Source organism: Thermoflavimicrobium daqui (assembly GCF_003313465.1).
Lineage (GTDB): Bacteria > Bacillota > Bacilli > Thermoactinomycetales > Thermoactinomycetaceae > Thermoflavimicrobium > Thermoflavimicrobium daqui.
This window is the reverse complement of the sequence record NZ_KZ845665.1, coordinates 327643-352954: the sequence shown is the minus strand read 5'-3', so window position 1 is coordinate 352954 and position 25312 is coordinate 327643. Positions and strand designations below refer to the sequence as shown.

The 25312-nt window shown below is 38.1% G+C and carries 27 protein-coding genes and 1 pseudogene; 4 read left to right on the top strand and 24 right to left on the bottom strand.

Annotation, left to right across the window (positions count from 1 at the left end):
* Positions 1-30: 30 nt before the first annotated feature.
* The 10 genes from recO to yqfC all read right to left on the bottom strand — a co-directional run bounded on the left by recO (position 31) and on the right by yqfC (position 8370).
* Positions 31-780: a DNA repair protein RecO gene (gene recO, locus DL897_RS07255; RefSeq protein ID WP_113658480.1), complete on the bottom strand. Its 750-nt coding sequence runs from the start codon at positions 778-780 to the stop codon at positions 31-33.
* Between the two features lie 17 nt (positions 781-797).
* Positions 798-932, bottom strand: a complete 135-nt coding sequence (locus tag DL897_RS07250; protein ID WP_113658479.1) for a YqzL family protein — start codon at positions 930-932, stop codon at positions 798-800.
* 143 nt (positions 933-1075) lie between these two features.
* Positions 1076-1978 (bottom strand): GTPase Era, encoded by a 903-nt coding sequence (era, locus tag DL897_RS07245; RefSeq protein ID WP_113658478.1) that lies wholly within the window; start codon positions 1976-1978, stop codon positions 1076-1078.
* Positions 1968-2363, bottom strand: a complete 396-nt coding sequence (locus DL897_RS07240; protein ID WP_113658477.1) for a cytidine deaminase — start codon at positions 2361-2363, stop codon at positions 1968-1970. Before DL897_RS07240 ends, era begins: the two co-directional genes overlap by 11 nt.
* Before the next feature lie 64 nt (positions 2364-2427).
* Positions 2428-3117 carry a diacylglycerol kinase family protein gene (locus DL897_RS07235; protein ID WP_113658476.1) on the bottom strand — a complete coding sequence of 230 codons (690 nt, stop codon included), beginning with the start codon at positions 3115-3117 and terminating at the stop codon, positions 2428-2430.
* Positions 3118-3217: 100 nt separating this feature from the next.
* Positions 3218-3700: an rRNA maturation RNase YbeY gene (ybeY, locus tag DL897_RS07230; protein ID WP_113658475.1), complete on the bottom strand. Its 483-nt coding sequence runs from the start codon at positions 3698-3700 to the stop codon at positions 3218-3220.
* Positions 3697-5664 (bottom strand): HD family phosphohydrolase, encoded by a 1968-nt coding sequence (locus tag DL897_RS07225; protein ID WP_276308566.1) that lies wholly within the window; start codon positions 5662-5664, stop codon positions 3697-3699. Before DL897_RS07225 ends, ybeY begins: the two co-directional genes overlap by 4 nt.
* A gap of 240 nt (positions 5665-5904) precedes the next feature.
* Positions 5905-6870 (bottom strand): PhoH family protein, encoded by a 966-nt coding sequence (locus DL897_RS07220; RefSeq protein ID WP_113658473.1) that lies wholly within the window; start codon positions 6868-6870, stop codon positions 5905-5907.
* Positions 6871-6873: 3 nt separating this feature from the next.
* Positions 6874-8076 carry a sporulation protein YqfD gene (gene yqfD, locus DL897_RS07215; protein ID WP_113658472.1) on the bottom strand — a complete coding sequence of 401 codons (1203 nt, stop codon included), beginning with the start codon at positions 8074-8076 and terminating at the stop codon, positions 6874-6876.
* 12 nt (positions 8077-8088) lie between these two features.
* Positions 8089-8370 (bottom strand): sporulation protein YqfC, encoded by a 282-nt coding sequence (gene yqfC / locus DL897_RS07210; protein WP_168188695.1) that lies wholly within the window; start codon positions 8368-8370, stop codon positions 8089-8091.
* 270 nt (positions 8371-8640) lie between these two features.
* On the opposite strand from yqfC, the gene DL897_RS07205 reads away from it, so the two are divergent.
* The gene (locus tag DL897_RS07205) at positions 8641-9624 is read left to right on the top strand and encodes a ketoacyl-ACP synthase III (RefSeq protein ID WP_113658470.1); all 984 of its coding nucleotides are present in this window, start codon (positions 8641-8643) and stop codon (positions 9622-9624) included.
* A gap of 36 nt (positions 9625-9660) precedes the next feature.
* Here DL897_RS07205 and DL897_RS07200 read toward each other — a convergent pair whose 3' ends face one another.
* Complete coding sequence (locus tag DL897_RS07200) at positions 9661-9846, bottom strand: alpha/beta-type small acid-soluble spore protein (RefSeq protein WP_113658469.1); 186 nt, start codon at positions 9844-9846, stop codon at positions 9661-9663.
* Positions 9847-10115: 269 nt separating this feature from the next.
* On the opposite strand from DL897_RS07200, the gene DL897_RS07195 reads away from it, so the two are divergent.
* Positions 10116-11000 carry a cation diffusion facilitator family transporter gene (locus tag DL897_RS07195; protein ID WP_113658468.1) on the top strand — a complete coding sequence of 295 codons (885 nt, stop codon included), beginning with the start codon at positions 10116-10118 and terminating at the stop codon, positions 10998-11000.
* A 169-nt stretch (positions 11001-11169) separates the two neighbouring features.
* On the opposite strand, the gene DL897_RS07190 is transcribed toward DL897_RS07195, so the two are convergent.
* From DL897_RS07190 to DL897_RS07180, 3 genes are all read right to left on the bottom strand, one after another.
* The gene (locus DL897_RS07190; RefSeq protein WP_113658467.1) at positions 11170-11613 is read right to left on the bottom strand and encodes a GatB/YqeY domain-containing protein; all 444 of its coding nucleotides are present in this window, start codon (positions 11611-11613) and stop codon (positions 11170-11172) included.
* Between the two features lie 15 nt (positions 11614-11628).
* Complete coding sequence (rpsU, locus tag DL897_RS07185) at positions 11629-11802, bottom strand: 30S ribosomal protein S21 (protein WP_113658466.1); 174 nt, start codon at positions 11800-11802, stop codon at positions 11629-11631.
* Between the two features lie 255 nt (positions 11803-12057).
* Entirely contained in the window at positions 12058-12402 is a 345-nt protein-coding gene (locus DL897_RS07180) for a histidine triad nucleotide-binding protein (RefSeq protein WP_113658465.1), read from the bottom strand.
* A 118-nt stretch (positions 12403-12520) separates the two neighbouring features.
* Here DL897_RS07180 and DL897_RS07175 point away from each other — a divergent pair, with 118 nt between their 5' ends.
* Together DL897_RS07175 and DL897_RS07170 are read left to right on the top strand one after the other, a co-directional pair.
* A complete protein-coding gene (locus DL897_RS07175) occupies positions 12521-12856 on the top strand; it encodes a hypothetical protein (protein WP_113658464.1) in 336 nt (111 codons plus the stop codon).
* A 92-nt stretch (positions 12857-12948) separates the two neighbouring features.
* Positions 12949-13914: a Na/Pi cotransporter family protein gene (locus DL897_RS07170; protein ID WP_113658463.1), complete on the top strand. Its 966-nt coding sequence runs from the start codon at positions 12949-12951 to the stop codon at positions 13912-13914.
* Between the two features lie 62 nt (positions 13915-13976).
* Here the strand turns inward: DL897_RS07170 and deoC are convergent, their stop codons facing one another.
* From deoC to hemW, 10 genes and pseudogenes are all read right to left on the bottom strand, one after another.
* Entirely contained in the window at positions 13977-14642 is a 666-nt protein-coding gene (gene deoC / locus DL897_RS18610; RefSeq protein WP_240627307.1) for a deoxyribose-phosphate aldolase, read from the bottom strand.
* A gap of 105 nt (positions 14643-14747) precedes the next feature.
* Positions 14748-15077 (bottom strand): annotated as a pseudogene (locus DL897_RS18605) (NUDIX hydrolase); the annotation flags it as partial.
* 234 nt (positions 15078-15311) lie between these two features.
* Positions 15312-16661: a tRNA (N(6)-L-threonylcarbamoyladenosine(37)-C(2))-methylthiotransferase MtaB gene (gene mtaB / locus DL897_RS07160; RefSeq protein WP_113658461.1), complete on the bottom strand. Its 1350-nt coding sequence runs from the start codon at positions 16659-16661 to the stop codon at positions 15312-15314.
* Entirely contained in the window at positions 16658-17401 is a 744-nt protein-coding gene (locus DL897_RS07155; protein WP_113658460.1) for a 16S rRNA (uracil(1498)-N(3))-methyltransferase, read from the bottom strand. The genes mtaB and DL897_RS07155 overlap by 4 nt, the downstream gene beginning before the upstream one ends.
* Before the next feature lie 18 nt (positions 17402-17419).
* On the bottom strand, positions 17420-18358 hold the full coding sequence (prmA, locus tag DL897_RS07150; protein WP_113658459.1) for a 50S ribosomal protein L11 methyltransferase: 939 nt from the start codon (positions 18356-18358) through the stop codon (positions 17420-17422).
* 230 nt (positions 18359-18588) lie between these two features.
* Complete coding sequence (gene dnaJ, locus DL897_RS07145) at positions 18589-19713, bottom strand: molecular chaperone DnaJ (RefSeq protein ID WP_113658458.1); 1125 nt, start codon at positions 19711-19713, stop codon at positions 18589-18591.
* 108 nt (positions 19714-19821) lie between these two features.
* Positions 19822-21651: a molecular chaperone DnaK gene (gene dnaK / locus DL897_RS07140; protein WP_113658457.1), complete on the bottom strand. Its 1830-nt coding sequence runs from the start codon at positions 21649-21651 to the stop codon at positions 19822-19824.
* A gap of 201 nt (positions 21652-21852) precedes the next feature.
* Complete coding sequence (gene grpE, locus DL897_RS07135) at positions 21853-22698, bottom strand: nucleotide exchange factor GrpE (protein WP_113658456.1); 846 nt, start codon at positions 22696-22698, stop codon at positions 21853-21855.
* Positions 22699-23013: 315 nt separating this feature from the next.
* Entirely contained in the window at positions 23014-24045 is a 1032-nt protein-coding gene (gene hrcA / locus DL897_RS07130; RefSeq protein ID WP_113658455.1) for a heat-inducible transcriptional repressor HrcA, read from the bottom strand.
* An 86-nt stretch (positions 24046-24131) separates the two neighbouring features.
* Complete coding sequence (hemW, locus tag DL897_RS07125) at positions 24132-25286, bottom strand: radical SAM family heme chaperone HemW (RefSeq protein WP_113658659.1); 1155 nt, start codon at positions 25284-25286, stop codon at positions 24132-24134.
* Positions 25287-25312: the final 26 nt, after the last annotated feature.

Here is a 25312-nt window from a genome sequence, read left to right as displayed (position 1 = left end):
TATAACAAAGAAATAGTGATTTGTCAATAACTAGACTTCCCAGGACTTCCGTAGTTGTTTTAGTATTTCACGTGCCTTCCATTGAAGAGGCAAATACTCATCCATAAAAGATTGAACCACTTTTTGTAAAACCTCTTTAGTCTCGGGCTTAACTGTAATTTCGCCTAGTCTTCTTAAATCAATCACTTGTAAAATCGGCAAAATACGAGCAGTAGCAGGGGTTAACTGTATCGCTGTATGGTCAGTCATTCGACACTTTTCACATAAGAATCCACCTTGTTTGAGACTAAATAGAACAGGTGTCAAGGTAGAATGACAGTGTACACAGTGATGTAATACCGGCTGGTATCCTGCTATTTTCATCATTTTCAGCTCAAAAATTCGTGTCAAAATATCAGGGTCTGTACCTTTTTCTAATAAGTCAAAGGATTGATCTAGCAAACGATATATCACTGGTTGAGGTTCTTTCTCTTCGGTTAACTTATCCACTAATTCAAACCAATATGCTCCATATGCTGTAAGTAGTAAATCGGAACGAATCGAATGACGTGACTTAAGTATATCTGCTTGCGAAAGAGTTGGCATACCACTCCCTGCAAAGCAAACAAAAACAGCTTGTGTAAATGGCTCAGTAACAGCTCGAAATCGACTCTTCGCTTTTTTCGATCCACGAGCCATTACAGTAAACTTGCCCATATGCTCTGTAAATATCAGCACGATTTGATGGCTTTCCCCATAATCTTTCGCTCTTAAAACCATTCCTTCAAACTTATTTAACATATGAAGAAAACCTCTCCCTAATTCTCTTCCTTCTCTTCTTCCTCACTGATCGAAGTCTGATCTTTAGCAGTCAAAGCCTCTATATCCTTATATAATAAATATGCCTCAATATTACCTGTTATTTCAAAACATCCCCACAAAAAATTACGCAATTAGCCTCATCCCTTCCACATCATGTTTTCCGGTACAAGACTTAGGATGAGCGAATGGAAAGAGGAGTATAAGATGGAAAAATTGTCAATAAAAAAATGGACCAATTCTCTTGACAACAGCTTGAAAATACGTTCAAAACCTTTTATTGCTCTTCTTGATAGCCAAACTGACGTAATAGCATCTCTTCATTACGCCAATCTTTTTTGACTTTCACCCAGAGATCTAAAAAAATACGACTTCCAAGCAGTCTCTCCATTTCTTCTCTTGCTCTTTTCCCCACTTCTCTTAATAATGACCCTTTTTTTCCGATTAGTATTCCTTTTTGTGAAGATCTTTCTGTAAAGATGGTAGCTCGAATATCAATGAGATTTTTATTTTTTCGTTGAGACATTTCTTCAATAACGACTGCAACCGAGTGAGGGATTTCTTCTCTTGTTAACTCAAGTACTTTCTCTCGTATTAACTCAGCCACTATAAATCGTTCAGGGTGATCTGTCACTTGATCAGCAGGATAGTACTGAGGTCCAGCTGGTAATTCTCGTAAAATTAGATTAAGTAGTGTTGATGTGTTATTTCCTTGTAATGCTGAAATGGGTATCACTTCTTTAAAAGAGAATAATTTTCGATATTGATCAATGAGTGGTAATAAATCATCAGGATGAACTTGATCAATTTTATTCACAACTAAAAAGACAGGTGTCTTCACTTTTTGTAAATTCTCGATAATAAAGCGGTCCCCTGAACCGATCCCTTGACCTGCATCAACAAGAAAGAGAACCAAATCAACCTCTTCTAATGCATTTTGGGCAGTTTGAACAAGCAACTCTCCTAGCTTCGAATGAGGTTTATGGATTCCAGGTGTATCGAGAAATACAATCTGTCCACGCTCCTCTGTATATACTCCACGAACCTTATTACGAGTTGTTTGCGGCTTGTCTGACATGATCGCAATCTTTTGACCGACTAGATAGTTCATTAACGTAGATTTTCCTACATTTGGCCGTCCAATTAAAGCTACAAAACCTGAACGATACTTATCTTTCATCCATATCCTCCTTACGAAAGGAACCTGGTAATAATTCAGTCACTGTTGTCTCGGTTACTTCTCGATTAAGATTCGTCAGCCATACTTTCATATCAGGTTCACAAAACTCTGCAATTACTTGACGGCAAGCTCCACATGGTGATACTGGACCCGGTGTATCTGCAATAACGGCAAGTCCTTTAAATTTTGTATGCCCTTCTGAAACTGCTTTGAATATAGCAGTTCTTTCTGCACAATTTGTAAGTCCATAAGAAGCATTTTCTATATTACAACCCAAAAATACTGTACCATCTTCAGCTATTAGCGCAGCTCCAACTGGAAATTTGGAATAAGGTACATAAGCTTTTTTACGAGCTTCAAACGCTTTCTGAATCAGATCATTCATATTTTACTCTCCTTTTTACTATAACGTTATTCTCATTTGTACTTAGGTACGAAAAAGTAGTCTCCTACATGAATCGAACCCCAACAACTGCTACCACAATACCGATTAGCGCACCAAACAGAATGGCTTTACGATTGCTATCTACTCGAAAACGCAAGCCTAATAATAATGTCGTTAAAAAGTAAACCAGTAAAGTAATGATTAAATTACCAATCACTGCAACAATTAAGGTAGCGACACAAAAAGCAACCGAGGTAATCATACTCGGCTCTAAACTCGTCTTGCCCCTCCTATGAAGCCATGCTTTTAGCATCAATGTCAAAAAGAAGTCAAAAGCAATAATTGCTGCAAGTCCCATACTAGGTTTATGGGGAGAGTCAATCCAAAAACGGTGGAAAAGTTGATTTAAATACGGATAAAAAACACTAAGACCAACGATAACTGCTAAACCAGCTGTTAATAATACAGCACCAGCAGCAACATCTTTGGCGACTTTTGCTAGTGGATGATACTCTTTTGTAACCATATCAACAACCGCTTCAATAGCCGTATTAATTAGTTCAGCAAAGATAACCAAAATAATAGTGACAAATAGTACAAGTACCTCCGTTTTGCTTAGCGGGAGGTACAAACTAAATATTAATACGATCAGCGCCACCAAAAAGTGAATGCGCATATTTCGTTGTGTCACCACTGTATATTTTAAGCCTTCCAGAGCATATCGAAAACTTTTAATTACTTTTATCATCCACATCGCGGACTCCTACTACTTTAAGAGCAAAGACTCCTCTCCCCTTTTTATGTCGTGCATCTTATATATTTAGCCCTTTAAGTAGTAGATTTCCTCCTCTCCCCTATTCTTTATGCTCTCTAGTTAAACCAACTCCACTTAAAACCTCTTCTTGACGAGCAAACATTTCTTCCTCTTGTTCTTTAGTTTCATGATCATACCCTAATAGATGTAAAAAACCATGAACAGCCAAAAAGCTAATCTCCCGTGCTAAGGAATGTCCATATTCTTTAGCTTGCTCTTTGGCTTTCGGAAGGGAAATAACGATATCTCCTAAGGGTACAGTCTCTTCTTCATCTGTGATGATCCATTCCTCATCAGGTTCCCATAGTGGAAAAGAAAGAACATCTGTCGGACGATCTACTTGACGATGTTCTTTATTTATGTGTTGAATGGTCGCATTATCAACAATCATGATAGAAACATCAATAGGAGGTAATTCTTCCACTCTGGCTGCTTGCTCTAAAACAACGCGTATCCAAGAAACCGCTTTTTCCTCTTCTTTATTCAGATCTATATTTACTTGTAAATCCAACTGTATTTTCATCCATGTTTAACTCCTTTAACTACCGTGACCTCTTCTGGATATTCAATCCGTGAATGGAAAATCCCTTGTAAAGTTTCACAAACAGAGCGAGCAATCAAGTCTAGCTCTTTTAAAGTTAAATGACATTCGTCAAACTGTCCATCGTCTAATCGATCATGAATTATTTTTCGTACTAAATTCTCGATTCGCGCCGGAGTAGGTCGCGCTAATGATCGAACTGCAGCCTCCACACAATCACATATTCCAACAATCGCCGCTTCCTTAAACTGTGCTTTGGGTCCTGGATATCGATAATCTTCCTCTAATACTTGGGTCCCATGGCTCTCTTTTTGTGCCTTATGGTAAAAATATTTAATGAGTGTTGTACCATGATGCTGTGCAGCAATATCTTGAATCGGCTTAGGAATCTTATGTTGTTTTAACATTTCTACACCATCTCTCGCATGAGACACAATAATTGTCTTACTTAAATTTGGAGAGATTTTATCATGAGGATTTTGGCGATTAATCTGATTTTCGATAAAAAATTGAGGTCGCTTAATTTTTCCTACATCATGATAATAAGCTCCAACTCGAGCTAGCAGTCCATCAGCACCAATTGCTTCTGCTGCTGATTCAGACAAATTACCAACAATAATAGAATGATGGTAAGTTCCAGGCGTTTCAATTAATAGCTTACGTAACAATGGATGATTTGGATTTGCTAATTCCAGTAATCTTAAAGGTGATAAAATCCCAAACAACGATTCAAAAATAGGAAGGAAACCAATGGTAAGTACAGCTGAAAACAACCCATTGGTAATTCCAAAGCCTAAAGACATCAGTAAGATTCTCCAATCCATTTCTGAAGGATTCAAACAGAAAAATGCTAGAATAGGCACAACGCTGGTAAGTGAAGCAATAAGACCTGCCTGTAGAATAGAACTTCGTCTTTTAACACCTGCTAAAGAAAAAGCACTTGTTGCTCCGCTAATAAAAGCAACGAGAGCAAAGCGAAAATCAAATAGCATGTGGTTTTCGTTATTAAATAGAATCGATGCTGCTACACCTAAAATAAAGGCACCACCAAATGCTAATTCAACATTTAAAAGAAGGGTAGATAGCATAGTACCAAAGGCTACCGGAGCTAAATAACCCAAAGTACTCCATTTTAAGTCTTGGCCAATAGCGAGTACTTTCATACTAAGCAAGGTAAGTAACAAAACTAATACAAACATCAATAGCTTAGCAGGATCTTGATGCATATATGAATGGAAGCGACGAATGTAAAAGTAAAGTAAGGTTATCATTAATCCAATAATTAAGGCCAACCCCAGATATGGCCATGGATTATTCTTTTGCTTAATAAGTCCAAGCACTTGTAGCTTTCGGTACTGATCTTTGGTGATCTCTTCACCCACCGAAACCAAGATCTGCCCTTTACGAATCTGGACTACTTCTTGCTCATCACGAGCTACCTCACGCATTTTCTCTGTTTTCTTTTCATCATATACTTCATTAACTATAATACATTTACGTGCCAACTCCCGTACAATAAAACGTGCATTACTACTTAAGCTCGAAAGAGTTAGCCTTCTATCGACTAAATCTCTTTTATCTGCTAAGTTTTCTTGTTTAATTCCATCTGCAAGAATTTCATTTACAATATTTCTTGTCTCCAAGCGAAGGCTTTGTAATTCTTCTGGAGGTATTCGAACCAATTTTAAATAAAATTCTTGAGATAGGTCTTTAGAAATAGCATCTTTTAAGTTCGCAATTTTTTCTTCTTCTTTTAATGACTTATCTGCAATATTTCTACGTGCATCAGCAAAAATATTATCAATTAATTTGATCTGATTTTCTGTAATCTTTTCATCCTTATGATATTGTGGTTCGACTGCATTCGCTGCACGCTCTCTCGCTTCCTTGGTAGCCACTTCATCAATTTTTGTCACAGGAGATATGATTGTCTCCCTGCTGATCATTCCGACCTTTAAAGCATATTGCTTAGGCAGTACGTGGCTTAAAAGCAATAAATAGAACGCGACCCCAAAGATCGCGTAAATAACAAATGGAATATAACTTTTATATCGATAATATTGTATACCGAACCTACTAGGTAACGGTTCGTTTAAATCTTTCATGATTATCTGCTACTCTAACATGCTCCAACCTGTAAGTCGTAGCGTTATGTTTTGTGTAGCAGTCTGACACCTCCTGCTAGATTATGCATTGGTACTTTGTTCATATGCATCGATAATTTTTTGAACCAATGTATGACGCACTACATCTTCTTGCCCCAAGTAAACAAAACGAATTTCTGAAACCTCTTTAAGTATTCGTTCCGCTTCTTTTAGCCCTGACTGTTTTCCCTTAGGTAAGTCCACTTGAGTTACATCACCAGTGATAACCATCTTGGAGCCAAATCCTAGTCGAGTTAAAAACATTTTCATTTGTTCTTTGGTGGTATTTTGAGCTTCGTCTAAAATAACAAAAGCATCCTCCAAAGTACGACCTCTCATATAAGCAAGCGGCGCTACTTCAATCAATCCACGTTCCATCATCTTATTTACTTGTTCAACACCCAGCATAAAATACAGACTATCATACAATGGTCGCAAGTAAGGATCTACTTTCTCCTGTAAGTCTCCTGGCAAAAAGCCTAAGTTTTCTCCGGCTTCCACTGCAGGTCGTGTTAAAACAATCTTTTTAACACGGTGCATCTTTAATGCAGTAACCGCCAACACTACAGCAAGAAAAGTTTTCCCTGTTCCAGCAGGGCCAATCCCAAAAACAATATCTGATTTTTGAATTGCTGAGACATAATGGCGCTGTCCTAATGTTTTGATGCGAACTTTATTTCCTTTATAGCTTATACCTACTTCTTCATGATAAAGTTCACTTAGCTCATCTTCCAATCCTTGTTCAGCTAAACGTTGGGCATAAATCACATCACGCTCTGTCAATTGTACACCTTTGCGAATTAGCGACAACAATACGCGAAATAAATTATTCAGTGTTTCACATTCTTCTGGAGAACCTACAATCGTCAGTTCTTCTCCGCGTGTAAATATTTTCGCTGAAGTTTGTGCTTCGATCAGTTTTAAATAAGCATCATGAGGTCCAAATAAACTTAATGCTTCTTGTGTGTCTCGCAAACGGATCTTAACATTTCTCTCTTGTTCAGACAATATTCATTCTCCTTGTAAAATAGGTTGTGAAACAGCAATGTTTTCCAAGACATCAAAATGCATCTTCAAATAAACTTTACCATTGTCGACGCGCTGGTGCAAAACTTTTTCCTCTAATATTCTGCCATCTAGTCCTAATTTTAACCTCAGTTCTTCTCTAGCTCTTTGCTTCGCTAATTCAACAGCTTCAGCTAAGCTACGTCGATGCTTAATAAAGCGCATTTCGAGTCTTTCCTCATCAACTAAACCAAAAGGGAGTTTAATCCCTCCTAAGAAAAAAGAGCGAATCGTTTCGATTGTTTCATACTGATGAAATCGTGGTGCTCTCTGAAAGGGATTTCTTAAGGTTTTTGTTCCCACAAAAAAATGGGTAACTTGATCTCTTAAACCAGTATACTCTTTTTTCTGTTCTAATAAAGGTAAAGACACTTCAGAGTGATACCATACCTCTCCTATTACTTTACCCTTTGCGCCAATAAATTTTTCCGTCTCTGGCTGCTCAGGATCTCCATATTTTCCGGAAACTAATAACTGGCCTTTTTTTACAATATCATGGATCTCTACCATCGGCTTACCACGCTCTACACGCATGTCCACGATCATGGCATGTTTATTTGCAACTAAATCCACTGGTCCAGTTGACTTTACATCTTCATGATTACGTTCCACTTTTTTTTTCGTTACAATCGTAACAATAGCTCTTGTACCTTCCAATCGAAAGCCCACCCAAGCTGCTTGTGGGATCCGTTCTCTCAGTCTCTCTTGCAGCCTTTTATAACTGGGTAACCGATATTTTATTTGTCCTAAATAAATTCCTTCTTCTTTTAAAATCATTTGTACTTGTGGGATAGGTATCTCATTAGTACCCTCTATATCAATTTGCCAAATAAATGATGATAATGCGAATAAACATAATAAAAAGAAAATTGATCCGAAATAAAGCATTTTTCTTTTCCTTAACTTTTGTAGAAAAAAAGGAACACCTTTTTTCTCTAGGATTCGAAAGCGTACTCGATACTTGCGTAACAGAGGGACAATGCGAAAAAAGTCTGGTACCATCATCTTTAGCTCAATTTGATTCTTGTCCAACCAATAAATATCATCTACTTTTACCCCTACTTGCACAAGCTCATTTAACCAATTGGTTAACTCTTTACCTGTACAAGCTAATTTAATCGTTCCTTGAAATACTCTTGGCCATTCGATTTTTCTCTCCCCCTATTCCATATATATCAAATCAGTAATCGTTCCTTCAACCCATGCCATTTCAGCTGTCATCGACTTAATCTTTAATTTCTTACCGTTTATATTTAACTTTCCTTGATCTAAACGAAATTGTAATTTTTCTGAACTAAAAAAGAGAAGCCCTCGATGATTTTCAATTTGTAAAAACGATGACCCGATCATTTCAATGCGAGGGACTTCTTCAACCATATCTGGTGGTAAATCCAGCCATTTAGATAGCCGTTTTCGCATTTTTACATTTTTAAAAATTCCCATCATCTGTCCCTCCGTCCCTGTATAACAAATATGCACAAAGCATCTTGTTTATGAGACTGAAAATCGCAAATATATATCACCTTATATCACTCTATTTCGGAAAAATATTACAGCATTACTCTTATAATATAGTCTTAAAACTTCACAGAAGACCTATTCGAGATGCGGATATAGATTCATTGACAAAATAATGTATTCATTTTATAATCAGTTAATATTATCAGGTACTAATACTAAGTATTAAATATTATATAAAAGGGAGATTAGCATATGATTCCATCTCTGGCACGTATGACAGCAATTGGAACTTATGTTCCTAAGTCAACTCTTACAAATTACGACTTCGAAAAAATGATTGAAACTTCTGACGCATGGATTGTACAACGAACGGGAATTCGCGAACGAAGAGTGGCTGCTAAAGATGAATATACAAGTGATTTATGTATCGCGGCAATTAAAAACTTGTTAGAGCGTTATCCGGTCTCTATTGAAGATGTTGATTTTATTATCGTATCTACAACAACTCCCGACTTTCCTTTTCCAAGTGTAGCTTGCCAAATCCAAAAAGCCTTTGGAATTCAATCTACTGGAGCCATCGACATCTCCGCAGCCTGTGCAGGTTTTGTGTATGGACTTCAACTAGCCAATGCTTTAATTACATCAGGAATGAATCGTAAGATTTTAGTTTTAGGGAGTGAAGTATTATCCAAGGTCACAGATTACTCAGATCGATCCACATGTATTTTATTTGGCGATGGTGCTGGGGTTGCCTTGGTGGAAAAATGCGAGGAAGAATCCAGCTTTCTGTATGCAACTTCAGGAACAGATGGTAAAGGAGGCATTCATCTATATCGTACTGGTTTATCAAGTCAAATCGATACTACCACACTTTCTGGCAACACAAAAATAGTACAAAATGGTCGAGAAGTATTTAAGTTTGCTGTAAATACACTTACCAGAGAAGTACCTAAAATCATTCATCAAGCTGGATTTTCATTGGAACAATTGGATTGGTTTGTTCCACATAGTGCAAATCAACGGATTATCGATGCAGTTTGTGACCGGATTAACTTCCCGAAAGAAAAAACCTTGTTTAGTGGTGAATACTTTGGAAATACGTCTTCTGCGTCTATTCCCCTAGCACTCCAATTAGGGATGGATGCAGGGAAACTTAAGAAAGGAGATCTTATTTTACTTTCGGGATTTGGCGGTGGTCTCACCCATGCCCATTTACTTATGAAATGGACGGTATAATATCTATACCGTCCTTTTTATTTACAATAGATATATTTATTTCAGATCTTGCTGTGCTTGTGCAACCAATCTTTTCGTAATCTCTCCACCGACAGATCCGTTTCCACGTGAAGTGGTATCAGAACCTAATTTCACCCCAAATTCGGCTGCAATTTCTTCTTTAAATTGATTCAGAACTGCTGCTGCTCCTGGAACTAATAAACGGTTCGTATTTCGAGCCATAGCTTTTCCCTCCTCTACAAGCTAGTATGGAAAATCAATGCTAAACTATTTACCTCAATTCTTACCAATACGTGATATCATTTCTCAAATTTAAAAGTCATGTTCAACTGCTCCAATCAAATTTGCCTTTCTTCAACTTTATTGAAGACGTTTTACTTTTTTTATCACTTACTGATTTGTGAAACCCAGTCAAAAACGTTTCTCTAGACCCACAAGCCTTTTACCTGCTAAGCTAATTTTAAGAATGATGGTTGCTTAAGGAGAATGAAATGGAATCAAACTTCAAAAACTTAAATGAAAAAGCAGCTTGGTTAAGTATTGGAACTTATATTTTTCTATCTGCCGGAAAGCTCACAGTAGGCTATCTTACACATTCTAAAGCGCTTACTGCAGATGGGTTAAACAATACAACAGACATCTTTGCATCCATTGCTGTTTTGATTGGATTAAAATTTTCTAAAAAACCTGCTGACCATGACCATCCATATGGTCACCGCCGAGCAGAATCCATCGCCGCTTTGATTGCTTCTTTTATTATGATGTCAGTCGCTATTGAAGTATGTATCGGAGCTGGAAAAGCCATTTTTTATCAACAGACAGAAAAGCCCGACTGGATAGCTACTTGGATTTCTATCATCTGTGCTTTTATAATGTTTATTGTTTATCGTACCAACCTACAAATCGCTCGTAAAACCAATAGCCAAGCGGTTAAAGCGGCTGCAAAAGATAACCTTGCGGATGCACTCGTTAGCGTAGGAGCAGCAATTGGCATTGCCGGTTCACAATTTCAGTTACCTTGGCTCGACCCAGCCACAGCATTTCTCGTGGGAGGAATTATCGCAAAAACAGCTTGGGATATATTCTGCGAAGCTACCCATTTACTTACAGATGGGATTGAACACAATCTTCTGACAAAATTGAGTAAAGTAATAGCTGAAGTACATGGAGTTCGTAAAATCAAACGGATTAAAGGGCGTTTACATGGAGCAGAAATTTGGCTTGATGTGGATATTACCGTTGATCCTCAATTGAATGTGATCGATAGTCATCAGATCACTGAAGAAATTGAAAAAGAATTACAGAGTCGCTATGAAATGGTGCATGTGCAAATACATGTTGAGCCTGACGAGCATATAAACGAATCTAAGGATTAATTAATGAAATAAATTTACTTCTCTACCAAAAGACGTTTCTTTTTTACAGAATAATAATCTCTATAAAAAAGAAACGTCTTTTCATATCTATGAAAAACAGTCTCATTCAGGAAAATTAAATTCTATTAAACTCAAACTATAATAAAAAGCAGCGTAGAAATTACGCTGCTTAATTTAAATATTCTTGAACGAGGCGATTTACTAGTTTGCCATCTGCTTTTCCTTTTACTTTTGGCAAAATAGCTCCCATGACTTTACCCATGTCTTTTTTGGAAGAAACACCCATCTCTTGAATGACTGTCTGTACTATTGAGCGCAATTCTTCTTCTGATAATGGCTCTGGTAAATAAACAGACAGTATATCAATTTCAGCTTGCTCTTTATCAAATAAGTCTTTACGACCGGCTTTCTCATATTCAGCTTGCGAATCTTTACGTTGTTTTATTTCTTTTATAATGACTTCTAGCACTTCTTCATCTGATAAAGATTCTCTTTTATCAATCTCTACTTTTTTGATAGAAGCTCGAAGCATACGAATCGTAGTTACTTTTTGCTTCTCTTTATTTTTCATTGCCGTTTTCATATCTTGCTCGATTTGTTGTACCAGACTCACTGGTATCACACCTCACTAACGACGCTTTTTACGAGCTGCTTCTGCTTTTTTCTTCCGACGAACACTTGGTTTCTCATAGCGTTCACGCTTACGAATTTCAGACATGATACCTGACTTAGCACAAGAACGCTTGAAGCGACGTAACGCACTATCCAAGGATTCATTTTTACGAACGCGAGTTTCAGTCATGCATATCCCTCCCTCCATGGGTCAGCTAACCACTCGAACAAGCGGTGTAAAAACCCACACATTGAAGCAAGTAGTGGTCTGATCCCCAGAGTGAGGTGGTCAGCATCCACAACACCTTGCATACAATCTCTTGAAGCTTTGAGTAACCGTGTTAAAAATAGGACTTCCCTTCTCTAAGTGAAACTTCCACTTTTGTTCATAGGGCGCATATCCTCATTTTATATTATACAGAAATAGATTCCTCAATGTCAAAAATCAACCAGGTGGCCATGTTAACTGACGTCCGCCGATGATATGAAAGTGGATATGAAAGACGGTTTGTCCACCTTCTTCACCTATATTGTTTACTACTCGAAAACCTTTCTCATCGAGTCCTAATTGCTTAGCAATCTTTTTAATTCCTAGCAATATTTTACCTGCTAGAATTTCATCATTTTCTTCCAAATGAGTAAGAGAGGTAATATGTTTCTTTGGAATAACTAGAACATGTTCGGGTGCCACAGGATGAATATCTCGAAAAGCATATACGTAATCATCTTCATACACTTTGTTCGATGGAATTTTTCCTTCGATGATTTGGCAAAAAATACATTCGCTCATAGCTCAACCCTCCTTTTCTCATGCCTAATTATATCAAAGATAGGCAACAATCATAGAACATACACAACAAAAGCCTTGTAACATATAATGTATCACGATCTTAAAGGAGTGAAAATCCTTGGCTAAAGAAAAATCTATCGCAAGGGAGTCAAAGCTACGTAGAATGGTACGTCAGGTAGTTCGAGAAGAACTAGAAAGAATACAACATTCGCATTTTCAAGAACCCCCACCCTTTGTTCCACATCATTCCGAAGTCCCTAGACATCAGTATGAGCCCGAGATGAATCAGCGTCCACCTTGGGCTGTATTTGGTCCACCACAGCCTGCACCAACTAAACCATCCCAACGCTTACAAAAACAGAATAAAAATCAATCCACTTGGCAAGAGCCTTTTCATCCCGAATTTGAGGGATTTGATGCTCCCCCCTTTTATTCAAGACAACCCAAAAAATAATACCTGTCACGCGCCCTAAAAACTAAAGGGCGCATACTTGTCATTCTTGTCCTATACGTGCCATATAATAATTTTAAATAGGGGGGCATGTCATGGTCGAGATTCTAGGTAGCTTCACTCTTGGATTGATCGTGTTCTTATATGGTTTAAATCGAATGCGTACAGGTTTTGAAACTCTGGCAGGTAACCAATTAAAAGATATTTTGCTTCGCTTTACCAAAACTCCTTTTCGCGGATTTATTACTGGAACAATTACAACGGCTTTTCTACAAAGTAGTACGGCAGTAACTGTGCTCACGATTGGATTTGTTCATGCGGGACTCATTTCCTTTCCCCATTCAATCGGGATTATCTTAGGGACAAATATAGGGACAACGGTTACGACCCAAATACTAGCTCTGAAAATTGAGGACTTTGCCATTCCACTCATCATAACTGGAGTTATACTGCGTTTCTTACCATGGAAAATAATTCAACCGATTGGTCTAATTATTGCTGGATTTGGTTTTCTCTTTCTCGGCATCGATATATTCCAGTCTCTAATCGAGCCTCTTAAAGAACGTGGATGGATCGAATGGTTAGTCACAAGTAGTGGTCATCCGATTTGGACAGGAATTTTAGTGGGGAGCATTATCACAGCTTTGATCCATAGCAGTAGTGCAACGATTGCTATCACCATGGGCTTTTATGCTTCCAATTTGGTTACTCTTCCTTTCGCTCTCGCTGTTGTATTTGGAAGTAATATTGGAACTTGTGCTACCGGACTTATCGCTGCACTTCAAACCAACATTCATGCAAAAAGAGTCGCTGTTGCCCATTTCATTTTAAATGTTGCTGGTGTTGCCTTCTTTGCTCCATTTATACCGTTATATATAGACTGGATTCCCTATTTATCCGATCAACCTACAACCCAAATTGCACATGTACAAACTTTATTTAATATAATCTGTTCAATTATGGTATTGCCCTTTACCTCATCTTTTGCAAACATAGTAAAGCGAATCATTCCAGAACGAAAAAATATATGGAAATGGAGCGAGTTTCCTAAAAATACATAGGGAATCGGGTCAATTATTTAAAAAAGCTATACATCGCATTTTAACACGATACTAATCGGTTATCAGTAGGAACTAGTTCCCTTTTTACCTGTTACAATAGCAACCCCAGAACTAGTGCCAATTCGGGTAGCACCCACTTGAATCATTTGTTGTACTGTATTCAAGTCACGTACACCTCCAGAAGCTTTTACTCCCATCTCTTCGCCAACAGCTTGACGCATGAGTTCAACAGCATGTATAGTTGCACCACCTGCTAGAAATCCTGTAGATGTTTTAACAAAATGAGCTCCAGCTTCTTTGGATAACCTACTCGCTTGAACAATTTCTTCATCTGTAAGTAAACCGGTTTCTAAAATAACTTTAACGATATGACCTGATGCTGCTTCCACTACTGCAGCAATATCTCGTTTTACATCCTCTAAATTACCAGACTTTAAAGCTCCAATGTTGAGGACCATATCGATTTCAGTTGCACCATTTTGAACTGCTTTCTTTGTCTCAAACATTTTCACTTCTGTCAACGTTGCACCGAGTGGAAAACCTATAACCGTACATACTTTCACATCGGTTCCTTTCAAAAGTTCTGCCGCCTCTTGAACCCAATATGGATTAATACATACTGACGCAAAATGATGTGTTTTTGCTTCCTCACAAAGTTTAACAATTTGTTCTTTTGTAGCTTCAGGTTTTAGTAAAGTATGATCAATCATTGCAGCGATTTGGTTCATTTCTGTTTCTCCTTTCTCAAGACCTAAGGCTTGATACGCTAATTCCAATACGATTCGATTATTTTGATATCCATGATTCCAAAATAGTTCCCAAGCTATCTGAGGAGAATACCAACTCACTCCTTGAATTTCAGATAATTGTGGTGTTTCTTCTCCTTGGATAGCTTCTACTAGAAAGTATGAAACCTCTTTGTTGACTTTACCATACTCTGAATGATTATATGAATAATGTATCTTGTTTAATTTCTGGACTATTTTACCCGTAATTCCTGTTTCTTCTTGGATCTCTCGCAAAGCTGTTTGTGTATCGGTTTCGTCTGCCTCTTTCTTGCCTTTTGGTAGCGTATACTTACCAAAGCGATCCTTAATCAACAAAATCTCTGTTTGTTCTTTCCGCTTTCGAAAAACGACACCACCAGCTGAAATCTCTTTCACAAGTGACACCCTTTTCTTTATCTCTTATTTACACAGTTTACCTAAAAGCTAATTATATTATGATATCCATCTTTCTACAATGCCTAAGCAAATAGAACACTTACGATTGATAACAAGATTGCCTCAGTCTAGAAACAGTCCTACAATCAAAAAAGGCTTCTCTTTTGATACAGTGTATCAAAAGAGAAGCCTTTTTACATTTATTATTATCATTCATAATATGAGTCAAAATAATCACGATACAGCTTTTGCTGGACGCGGAACCTCATCAACAACTCTAACAAAAGTACCATGACAGTATTCTGAACCAGCTTGGTCTATACGAACTCGACAAACTTTTCCTACTAACTGTTCATTAGCTGCAAACACAACTTGTAAATAGTTATCCGAATATCCCATATAAAGTCCGCTATTTGGATCTTCCTTAAATGGACGTTCTGGAATAACTTCGACCACATCTCCAACAAATTTTTGGGCATATTTTAGTGTTAAGCGATTGGATAGTTCGATCATCCATTTAACACGTTCATGTTTTACTTCTTCAGGTACTTGATCTGTCATCCGAGCTGCTGGTGTACCTGTTCTTTTCGAATATGGAAAAACATGAAGCTGATACATATTTAACTCGTCAATAAATCGATAACCATTTTCGAATTGCTCATCGGTTTCTCCTGGGAAACCAACGATGACATCTGTTGTAATGGCTACATTCGGCATCGCTTCATGAAGTAACATAATTTTTTCATGATATTCCTCTACCGTATATTTTCGCCGCATTCGTTTTAATACAGCATTATCTCCGGCTTGGAGAGGAATGTGTAGATGGCGACACATTTTTTCTGAAGCATTTAGCACTTCGATAACGCGATGATCAATTTGACTTGCTTCAATTGAACTGATTCGAACACGTTTTAGCCCCTCTAGTTTATCTAAATCCCAAAGAAGATCAGCTAGCCGATAATTTTCAAAGTCTTCTCCATATCCTCCTGTATGAATTCCTGTTAATACGATCTCTTTGTAACCAGCTTCAACCAGTTGACGTGCTTGATCTAGCACACTTTCTGGTTTACGACTGCGAGAAAGTCCTTTAGCCCAAGGAATAATACAGAAGGTACAGAAGTTATTACAGCCTTCTTGAATCTTAAGGAAAGCTCGTGTTCGATCAGAAAATGCTGGTACATCAAGCTCTTCAAATTCGTGCTGCTTCATAATATTGGTGACAGCATGAATCGGCTGCCGCTCACGGCGAAACTGTTCTACGTACTCAATTAGTTTATCACGGCCAGATGTTCCGACAACGATATCTACACCTGGTATTGCCGCAACTTCTGCTGGCGAAGTTTGTGCATAACAACCGGTAACTGCAATAACTGCATCTGGATTGTGCCGAATCGCTCGGCGAATCACTTGTCTACTCTTTTTATCTCCGGTATTGGTTACCGTACAAGTATTGATTAAATAAACATCCGCTTCTTCTTCAAACTCAACACGAGTATACCCCGCATTTTTAAAGAGTTGCCACATGGCTTCTGTTTCATAGGCGTTTACCTTACAGCCTAATGTATGAAAAGCTACGCGATTCATTCTGTTTCACCTCCTAAGTCTTTTCGAGAAAATAAAATACAGGAAAGAGCCACGAGGGAAGCTGTTTCTGTTCTAAGAATCCTAGAACCTAGTGTAATCGGAATGGCTCCAACCGCTTTAGCCTCCTCGATTTCGTGTTCAGAAAATCCACCTTCTGGACCAATGACCAAAAGAATTCGCTTAGCTTCATGTGAAACGACATGCGAAAGAGGCACTCCGCCTTTTTCGTAAGCAATCAAAGCGAGCTCGGCTTTAGCAATCTCCTCAAGTAATTGCTTCCAGTTCATCGGTGCATATACTTGGGGTAGTTGACCACGATGAGATTGTTCTGCTGCTTCCTTTACAATCCGCTGCCAACGTTCCCACTTCTTCTGCCCTTTTTTCTCTTGCAGTTTAACAATTGTTCTTTCTGATGTAAAAGGGTAAAAAGAAACAGCCCCAATCTCTGTTCCTTTTTGTAAGATCATTTCAAGCTTATCTCCCTTTGGCAGTGACTGAGCAATGGCTACTTGTGTCATAGGCTCTCCCTGCGAAGGAGATGATCTGATTACTTGACAATAAATATATTGTGAATGGATCTCTATAATCTCTACCAAATAGTCGATTCCTTGACCATCACAACAAATAAATTGGTCACCGATCTGTGAGCGCATCACCGTTTTAATATGATGCACATCATCCCCTACAATTTGGATCTGATCTCCATTTATTTGTGTAGGTGAAATAAAATATCTTTGCATAAGACAGTCCTACCTAGTTTACCATTTTTTTGCGGCTATCGCTACCCAATCTTCTTGGTATTTAACTTCCAACACTTGAAGACCTACTTGTTCAATCGATTTTCGCACCAGTTCTTCCTTTTCCTTGATAATACCAGAACTAATAAAGATACCACCAGGAACAAGTACTCGAGGCAAATCGTATGTAAACTGCACAATAATTTCAGCTAAAATGTTTGCAACAACACAATCCGCTGTATGTGTTACACCTTGAAGCAAATTCCCTTGTTTTACACTAACCACCTGATCAACTTGATTTAAACAAACATTTTCCTTAGACTTTTCTACCGCAAGAGGATCTAAATCAAGGGCTAATACTTCTTTTGCCCCTAATTTTGCTGCTGCGATACTCAAAATTCCACTGCCACAACCTACATCGATAATCCGCCAGTTTGGAAAAAGATATTTCTCTAGCAGTTGTAGGCTCAACATGGTCGTTGGATGAGTTCCCGTTCCGAAAGCCATCCCAGGGTCTAACTCAATAATGTGTTCATCTAACAATACTGGCTCATATTCCTCCCATGTGGGTTTAATCACCAGCTTATCTGAAATACGTACTGGTTTATAATAGGCTTTCCACTTATCTGCCCAAGATTCTTCATCCACCATTCTCGTATGAACTATCGCTGGATCAGGGTCTAACCCAAACTGCTTTAACTGTTGTACTCGGTGTTGGATACGTGGAAGGAGCGATTCAAAATCTGTTTTCTCTGGAAAATAAGCTTTAATAACCACTCCATGTTCAGGATAATCTTCTTTCCTAAGTGCAATCAGTTCACCGAATCGATTCTCCCATTTTCGCCACAATACTTCAGGATCCTCAATGAGCGTACCATTCGCTCCTGATTCCTGTAGTATATGGCTTACAGCTTCGATAGCCTCATGACTTGTATGAACGCTAAGTTCAAGCCAATTCAAAATTTTTCCTCCTTCCAATAAAGAAAAACGGGCTAACGCCCGGACTTATAGACAAGCTTTTCATTCCCAGAATGGTTTTCCGCTTTAATCAGGTTAGGATTAGTCGCTTTTATAAACCACACTTCTGTATGACTAGTTGCTATCAGCCGCGAGCTAATTGCCCGTTCCTTTATTAAATCTGAGTCGCCAGATCATTATAACCATCTATTACTTTATTTATACCAGAAACTTTAATCTACTTTAAATGCTCGCCTCATTTTATCAAAAAAGCTATGGTTTTGCTCTTGAATATACTCTCCACATAAGCGGGAGAATTGTTTTAAGGCTTCACGCTGTTCCTCATTGAGTTGTGTTGGGGTAACTACACGTACTCTTACTCTTAGATCACCAACTACTCCCCGAGACTTAGGTATACCCTTGCCACGCAAACGGAATTCAGAGCCAGTTTGCGTTCCACTCGGAATTTTTAAATTTGCCTTTCCTTCCAAAGTTGGGACTACAACTTCTCCACCTAATGCTGCAATTCCAAAAGTAATCGGCAGTTCACAAATGATATCATGACCATCACGTGTAAAAATTTCATGTGGCTTCACAAACACATTAATAATTAAATCCCCTGGAGGTCCTCCATTTAAGCCTGCTTCACCTTCACCACGAAGACGTAATCGATCCCCATCATAAATACCTGGAGGAATTTTTACACTAATTTTACGTTTCTTCTTCACTTGACCTACTCCTGCACAAGTAGGACATTTATCTCTAATTACTTTTCCTTCTCCTTTACATGCAGGACATGTCCGTGAATGCTGAATTTTCCCCCAAGGTGTATTTTTGATATCTTCTACTTGTCCACGACCGTGACAAACATTACAAGTCTCTGCTCGACTACCTTGTTTAGCTCCACTTCCCATACATGTTGAACATGTTTCGGTCTTTGGAATTTGTAGCTCGATGGATGTACCAAAAACCGCTTCTTTAAAATCGATTTGAATTCGATACTCCAGATCAGCACCTTGCCTTGCGGCAAAAGGATTTCTCCGGGTACCTCCGAAAAACATATCAAATATATCTTCGATACCCCCAAAGCCTCCGCCACCAAAGCCTGAGCCATCAAAGCCTGTTCCAAAGCCTCCACTCGGATCTGTATGACCAAATTGATCATAGTGAGCTCTTTTTTGATCGTCACTTAATACTTCATAAGCTTCTTTAATCTCTTTAAATTTATCTTCGGCATCCGATTCTTTATTTACATCTGGATGATATTTACGTGCTAATTTTCTGTATGCCTTACGAATCTCATCAGCTGTAGCATTCCGATTAACCCCTAGCACTTCATAATAATCGCGTTTACTCACTAGATCACCTCCTCTTTCTCTCGCATCCAAGCAAAAAAAAGCCAAGCCAAGTCAAGGCGAACCCCGACATTGGCTTGACATTCTGTCGAGGAGACCTTACTCTCCCCCTTATTTTCTATCCTCTTTAATTTCTTCAAATTCTGCGTCTACTACCCGCTCTCCGCTATCGTCAGATTTTCCTGTTCCTTGAGCTTGTGCTGCTTGTTGAGCTTGTTCATAAAGTTTAATGGATAATTGTTGTAATGACTGTTCCAGACTTTCCGTTTTTTGTTTAATTAATTCGTAGTCTTCGCCTTCCAATGCTTTTTGTAATTCTTCTTTGAGTTGATTAGTTTGCTCAATCTCAGATGCGCTTACTTTATCCTCAAGCTCTTTTACGGTCTTTTCAGTTGTAAAAATAAGTTGATCTGCTTTATTACGTACTTCCACTTGCTCTTGACGTTTTTGGTCTTCTTCTGCATTAAGCTCTGCTTCACGAACCATACGTTCAATTTCTTCTTCACTTAAACCGCTCGAAGACTGAATAGTAATATTTTGGCTTTTCCCTGTAGCATTATCTTTTGCAGATACATTAACAATCCCATTCACATCGATTTTAAACGTTACTTCAATTTGAGGAACACCTCGTGGTGCTGGTGGAATATCTCGTAATTGGAAGCGACCTAGTGTTTTATTATCTCTTGCCATGGGTCGCTCACCTTGTAGTACATGAATATCTACAACTGTTTGATTATCTGCAGCTGTTGAAAATACCTGTGACTTTTCTACGGGAATGGCTGTATTTCTCTCGATTAGTTTCGTAAATACACCACCCAATGTCTCGATTCCCAAAGATAATGGTGTTACATCGACAAGTACAACATCTTTTACATCTTTAGAGATCACTCCACCTTGAATAGCAGCACCCATTGATACAACTTCATCTGGATTAACACCTTTTGAAGGTTCCTTTCCAATCAGCTTTTTAATGGCTTCTTGGACAGCAGGGATCCGAGTTGAACCACCCACAAGAATTACTTTATCAATATCTTGGGGTTTTAGTCCAGCATCTTGTAAAGCTTGACGTGTTGGTCCCATTGTTCGCTCAATTAAGTTTGCACTTAACTCTTCAAATTTTGCACGAGTTAAATTCATTTCTAAGTGTTTAGGTACTCCATCGACTTGAGTTAAGAAGGGGAGAGAAATCGTTGTAGTTAATACGCCAGATAAATCTTTTTTCGCTTTTTCAGCTGCATCTTTCAGACGCTGTACAGCCATACTATCTTTACTTAAATCTACACCATTTTCTTTCTTAAACTCTGCCACCATATAGTCGATAATCACTTGGTCAAAATCATCTCCACCCAAATGATTATCTCCGCTCGTTGCCTGAACTTGGAAAAAGCCATCTTCCATTTCCATTATAGATACGTCAAACGTACCCCCACCTAAGTCAAAAACTAAAATGGTTTGTGATTCTTCCTTACCTAGTCCATAAGCAAGAGCAGCAGCAGTCGGTTCGTTTATAATTCTTAAAACTTCTAGTCCAGCAATTCTTCCTGCATCTTTAGTTGCTTGACGTTGGCTATCATTAAAGTATGCTGGAACAGTAATTACAGCTTGTGTTACTTCTTCACCTAAGTACGCTTCAGCATCTGCTTTGAGCTTTTGTAAAATCATTGCAGAAATTTCTTGGGGAGTATACTCTTTACCATCAATATTGACTTTATGATTGGTACCAATATATCTTTTAATCGAGCCAATCGTTTTATTTGGATTAGTAATCGATTGGCGCTTCGCAGCTTCTCCAACTAAACGTTCTCCTGTTTTGGAAAAACCAACAACAGATGGAGTAGTACGCCCACCTTCTGCGTTAGGAATAACCACAGCTTCTGATCCTTCCATAAATGCCACGCAAGAGTTAGTGGTCCCTAGGTCAATACCAATAATTTTACCCATTTAAAGTTCCCTCCTACATACACTCCAGCAAGTTGTATATTCAATGTTAATTTAATAAGATTACCCTAAATTAGTCGCTTATCGTTTTTGAATTCACTCTCTGAACAATAATTCAGGTGAGAATGAATTATTCCTTATGGTACGATTCGCTTCTTTCATCTAGGTGATACAAGGTAACTTGCCTGATTCATATAACATGTTTTAATGACTTACTTTTACCATACTTGGGCGAATGACACGCTCTTTATAGCGATAGCCAGCCTGTAACTCTTCAACTACCATCCCTTGTTCATACTGATCACTTTCGACCTGCATCACTGCATTGTGTTCATGTGGATTAAATGGTTTCCCTTCTGCTTCGATCAAGGTTAAACCTGCTTGTGAAAGTACCTGTAGAAATTGACGATAGACCATTTCTACACCTTGTTTTAACCCACTTGCATCATTTGTTTGATCAGCAGCATCCAAAGCTCTTTCAAAATTATCCAATACTGGTAACAAGGATTCTATTAGCGGTACAGATGCATATTTAAGTGCATCTTCTCGATCCTTCTTGGCTCGACGTCGGAAGTTTTCCAACTCTGCATGAGACGTAAGTAATTGCTCATGTTTTTCAGCTAGTTGCTGATTGATGTTATTCATTAATTGTTCATAGTCGAGTAATTGCTGCTTAAGACTATGAATCTCTTCCTCAAGCTCATTTATTTTATCTTCACTTGATTCTACAATCACTTCACTCTGAATTTCTTCATTACTTACTTCAATGTCTTCAGCCGTTTCAACTTCTTCTGATTCACTAAACGTCTCACTACCAAAAATAGGCTGGTTTCCAAATTCATGTCCTTGCTCATCAACTAGCTCATTCATACTAGCTAAATCCTTACTTTCATCCATAGTAGGAATCTTATTCATTTGCTCATTATGTACAGCTTCTGTCTGAACAAGCTCTTCTTGCTCAATCAGCTCTTCTTGCTCAATTGCATTTTTCGTTTGTAAGCTCTCAGAGTCCAACTTAATTCGCTTTCGCTTTCTTTTTTTTGTAGTCACACAAACCTCCTCCTGTTCTTATAAATTGTTTCCACCTTTTAAATTACAATTTTGTAAAAAAGAATCCTCATAGTCTAGTCTTTATTTTAGAACCAATTGTCTGTTTTCTAACATGATAACTTCGTCTAATAAGTACCTATTCATTACGCTTGATTGATTAGTCAAAAAGCTGTCCGATACTCCAAGAGTATCGTCTTATCACCTATTATATAATCACTTGATCTTTCACTTCTATATCATCATACATAAAATCTCATTCTTTGTAAGTATTCGTCCGAAAACTCTAATGTAAAATCTCCACAAGATTGATACCATTTACTCATCTTCATACATCGAGCTCAATTGTTGTGAAAAAAATTGAGTGAGAATATCAATTAAGCTAATTACTCTTTGATAATCCATTCGTGTAGGCCCTAAAACGCCAATCGTACCAACAGGTTCACCATTTATCATATATGATGTAGTAATTATACTGCAATGATTGACTTCCTCCATATGGATTTCATCCCCAATCCGTACATGTACACCATCTGTATTTGGCTCAAGTAATTGAATGAGTCGTTGATCCTCTTCCAAGAAATTTAATAACATCTTCATCTTTGCTACATCTTGAAATTCGGGTTGCTCCAACATGCGTGTAGTGCCACTAGTATAAATACGTTCTTCGTGGTGTATATGCAAGATTTGGTCGAGCAAGTCAAGTGTCTGCTCATAGTGATCCATATATCGTTTTAGTTCATTGGTAAGTTCTTGGTGAACTGTCGCCTTTAATTTAGATAGTGAAATTCCTTTCAGGCGGTGATTTAATAGATTAATCAATCTTTCGATCGTAGAAACAGAAACATCTTCTGGAAGTGTAATCCGATGTTGCTGAACATATCCACGATCCGTTACAGCAATAGAAACCGCTGAGCGATCAGATAGCGGTACAACTTGCAAGTGATTTAACCTATCTATAAAAACTCGAGGTCCTAAGCAAATGGTCATATAATTTGTTAATTGTGAGAGAATATTAGAGGTATGCTGAATTGCAAGTTCTACTCGATCAATATTTTGTGAAAACAGTTGCTGAAAAGACAAAAGATCGGACGACGTCCACTTTTGCGGCATAAGTAAGTGATCAACATAGAAACGATATCCCTTTTGCGAAGGAATTCGTCCGGCAGATGTATGCGGTTGTTCCAAATAGCCCATCTCTTCTAAGTCAGCCATCTCATTCCGCACAGTAGCTGCACTAAATCCTACGCCCTCTTTTTTAGAAACGGTGCGCGAACCAACCGGTTCAGCGGAAACAATATAATTATTAATGATCGCCCAGAGAATACGCTTTTGCCGCTCAGTTAACATCTGCCTCCCTCCTTGTTAGCACTCATTATATGCGAGTGCTAAAATACTATATTTAAATTATCAAACGGTTGTATTGATGTCAATGTTCATATAAGAAAAGAAGCAAATACTTCATTACCATATATTAATCCTTTATCTGTTAATTTAATTCGATCATGATTTCGAACCAGTAATCCAAGTTGTACGAAATGCTCAATGACTGATCCATATACTTCTTCTAACGATTTATGATATAAAGAATGGAAACGTGCACGACTTACTCCTTTTAACAAACGTAAGCCTAAGATCATAAAGTTTTCCATATCCTCACGCTCACTTACTTGATAACTTTCCTGCATTGGACGTTTTTGCTCTTGAAGCTTTCGGATATATTCTTTTACTCCTTTGATATTCGCATAACGAACCTTATGGATATATCCATGCGCACCTGTACCTAGTCCATAATACTCTTCATTTAACCAATAGACAGTGTTATGCTTACTCTCTTTTCCTGGCTTTGCAAAATTACTAACTTCATATTGTTCATAGCCTTCTTTATAAAGTTGGTTACGAATCAAATTATACATTTGTAACTCATCATCTTCTGAAGGTAGTGGCAATTGTTCTCGCTCATAAAGGTGATGAAACAAAGTCCCTTCTTCAATTTTCAAGCTATAACATGAAAAATGATCTGGAGCTAACTTTACTGCTTCGCTTAGTGTCTCTTTCATATCATCAACAGTTTGATCAGGCAAACCAAACATCAAATCTAATGATAAATTATCAAATCCTGCCTGTCTTGCCTGTTCTACACTTTGTTCGATTTCTCTTACTCCGTGAATCCGCCCGATTTTCTGAAGGAGGTCATGACGGAACGTTTGCGCACCAAAACTAATCCGGTTAATACCACCTGCTCGCATGACTTGAAGTAACTCCATTCCTGTTGTCCCTGGATTTGCTTCTACCGTAAATTCGAGTGTAGGTGAACGATGTGGAAAAAATTTCGCAATACTTGTAAGTAATCGTTCCATTTGCTTAGGGGAAAGCACTGTTGGTGTTCCTCCACCAATAAAAATCGTATCAATTTCTTTGGGTGGTACTTCTCTTGTAATTAACTCCATTTCTTGCTCTAATGCGGTTATATAATCATCGACTGGCTGCCCATCTACAACATAGGCTGTAAAATCACAGTAATGACATTTATTTGTACAAAAAGGAATGTGAATATAAACTGCTTTGGGTGCCAAGATAGTTCCCTCCATATTTGATAAAAGCCATGAACGAAAAA

Bases quoted from the DNA above. Each gene is read 5' to 3' on its own strand.
- recO (WP_113658480.1), bottom strand. From the start codon at position 780: ATGTTAAATAAGTTTGAAGGAATGGTTTTAAGAGCGAAAGATTATGGG.
- era (WP_113658478.1), bottom strand. From the start codon at position 1,978: ATGAAAGATAAGTATCGTTCAGGTTTTGTAGCTTTAATTGGACGGCCA.
- DL897_RS07240 (WP_113658477.1), bottom strand. From the start codon at position 2,363: ATGAATGATCTGATTCAGAAAGCGTTTGAAGCTCGTAAAAAAGCTTAT.
- DL897_RS07235 (WP_113658476.1), bottom strand. From the start codon at position 3,117: ATGTGGATGATAAAAGTAATTAAAAGTTTTCGATATGCTCTGGAAGGC.
- ybeY (WP_113658475.1), bottom strand. From the start codon at position 3,700: ATGAAAATACAGTTGGATTTACAAGTAAATATAGATCTGAATAAAGAA.
- DL897_RS07225 (WP_276308566.1), bottom strand. From the start codon at position 5,664: ATGATCAGCAGGGAGACAATCATATCTCCTGTGACAAAAATTGATGAA.
- yqfC (WP_168188695.1), bottom strand. From the start codon at position 8,370: ATGGGAATTTTTAAAAATGTAAAAATGCGAAAACGGCTATCTAAATGG.
- DL897_RS07205 (WP_113658470.1), top strand. From the start codon at position 8,641: ATGATTCCATCTCTGGCACGTATGACAGCAATTGGAACTTATGTTCCT.
- DL897_RS07200 (WP_113658469.1), bottom strand. From the start codon at position 9,846: ATGGCTCGAAATACGAACCGTTTATTAGTTCCAGGAGCAGCAGCAGTT.
- DL897_RS07195 (WP_113658468.1), top strand. From the start codon at position 10,116: ATGGAATCAAACTTCAAAAACTTAAATGAAAAAGCAGCTTGGTTAAGT.
- rpsU (WP_113658466.1), bottom strand. From the start codon at position 11,802: ATGACTGAAACTCGCGTTCGTAAAAATGAATCCTTGGATAGTGCGTTA.
- DL897_RS07180 (WP_113658465.1), bottom strand. From the start codon at position 12,402: ATGAGCGAATGTATTTTTTGCCAAATCATCGAAGGAAAAATTCCATCG.
- DL897_RS07170 (WP_113658463.1), top strand. From the start codon at position 12,949: ATGGTCGAGATTCTAGGTAGCTTCACTCTTGGATTGATCGTGTTCTTA.
- deoC (WP_240627307.1), bottom strand. From the start codon at position 14,642: ATGAACCAAATCGCTGCAATGATTGATCATACTTTACTAAAACCTGAA.
- mtaB (WP_113658461.1), bottom strand. From the start codon at position 16,661: ATGAATCGCGTAGCTTTTCATACATTAGGCTGTAAGGTAAACGCCTAT.
- DL897_RS07155 (WP_113658460.1), bottom strand. From the start codon at position 17,401: ATGCAAAGATATTTTATTTCACCTACACAAATAAATGGAGATCAGATC.
- dnaK (WP_113658457.1), bottom strand. From the start codon at position 21,651: ATGGGTAAAATTATTGGTATTGACCTAGGGACCACTAACTCTTGCGTG.
- hrcA (WP_113658455.1), bottom strand. From the start codon at position 24,045: ATGTTAACTGAGCGGCAAAAGCGTATTCTCTGGGCGATCATTAATAAT.
- hemW (WP_113658659.1), bottom strand. From the start codon at position 25,286: ATGGAGGGAACTATCTTGGCACCCAAAGCAGTTTATATTCACATTCCT.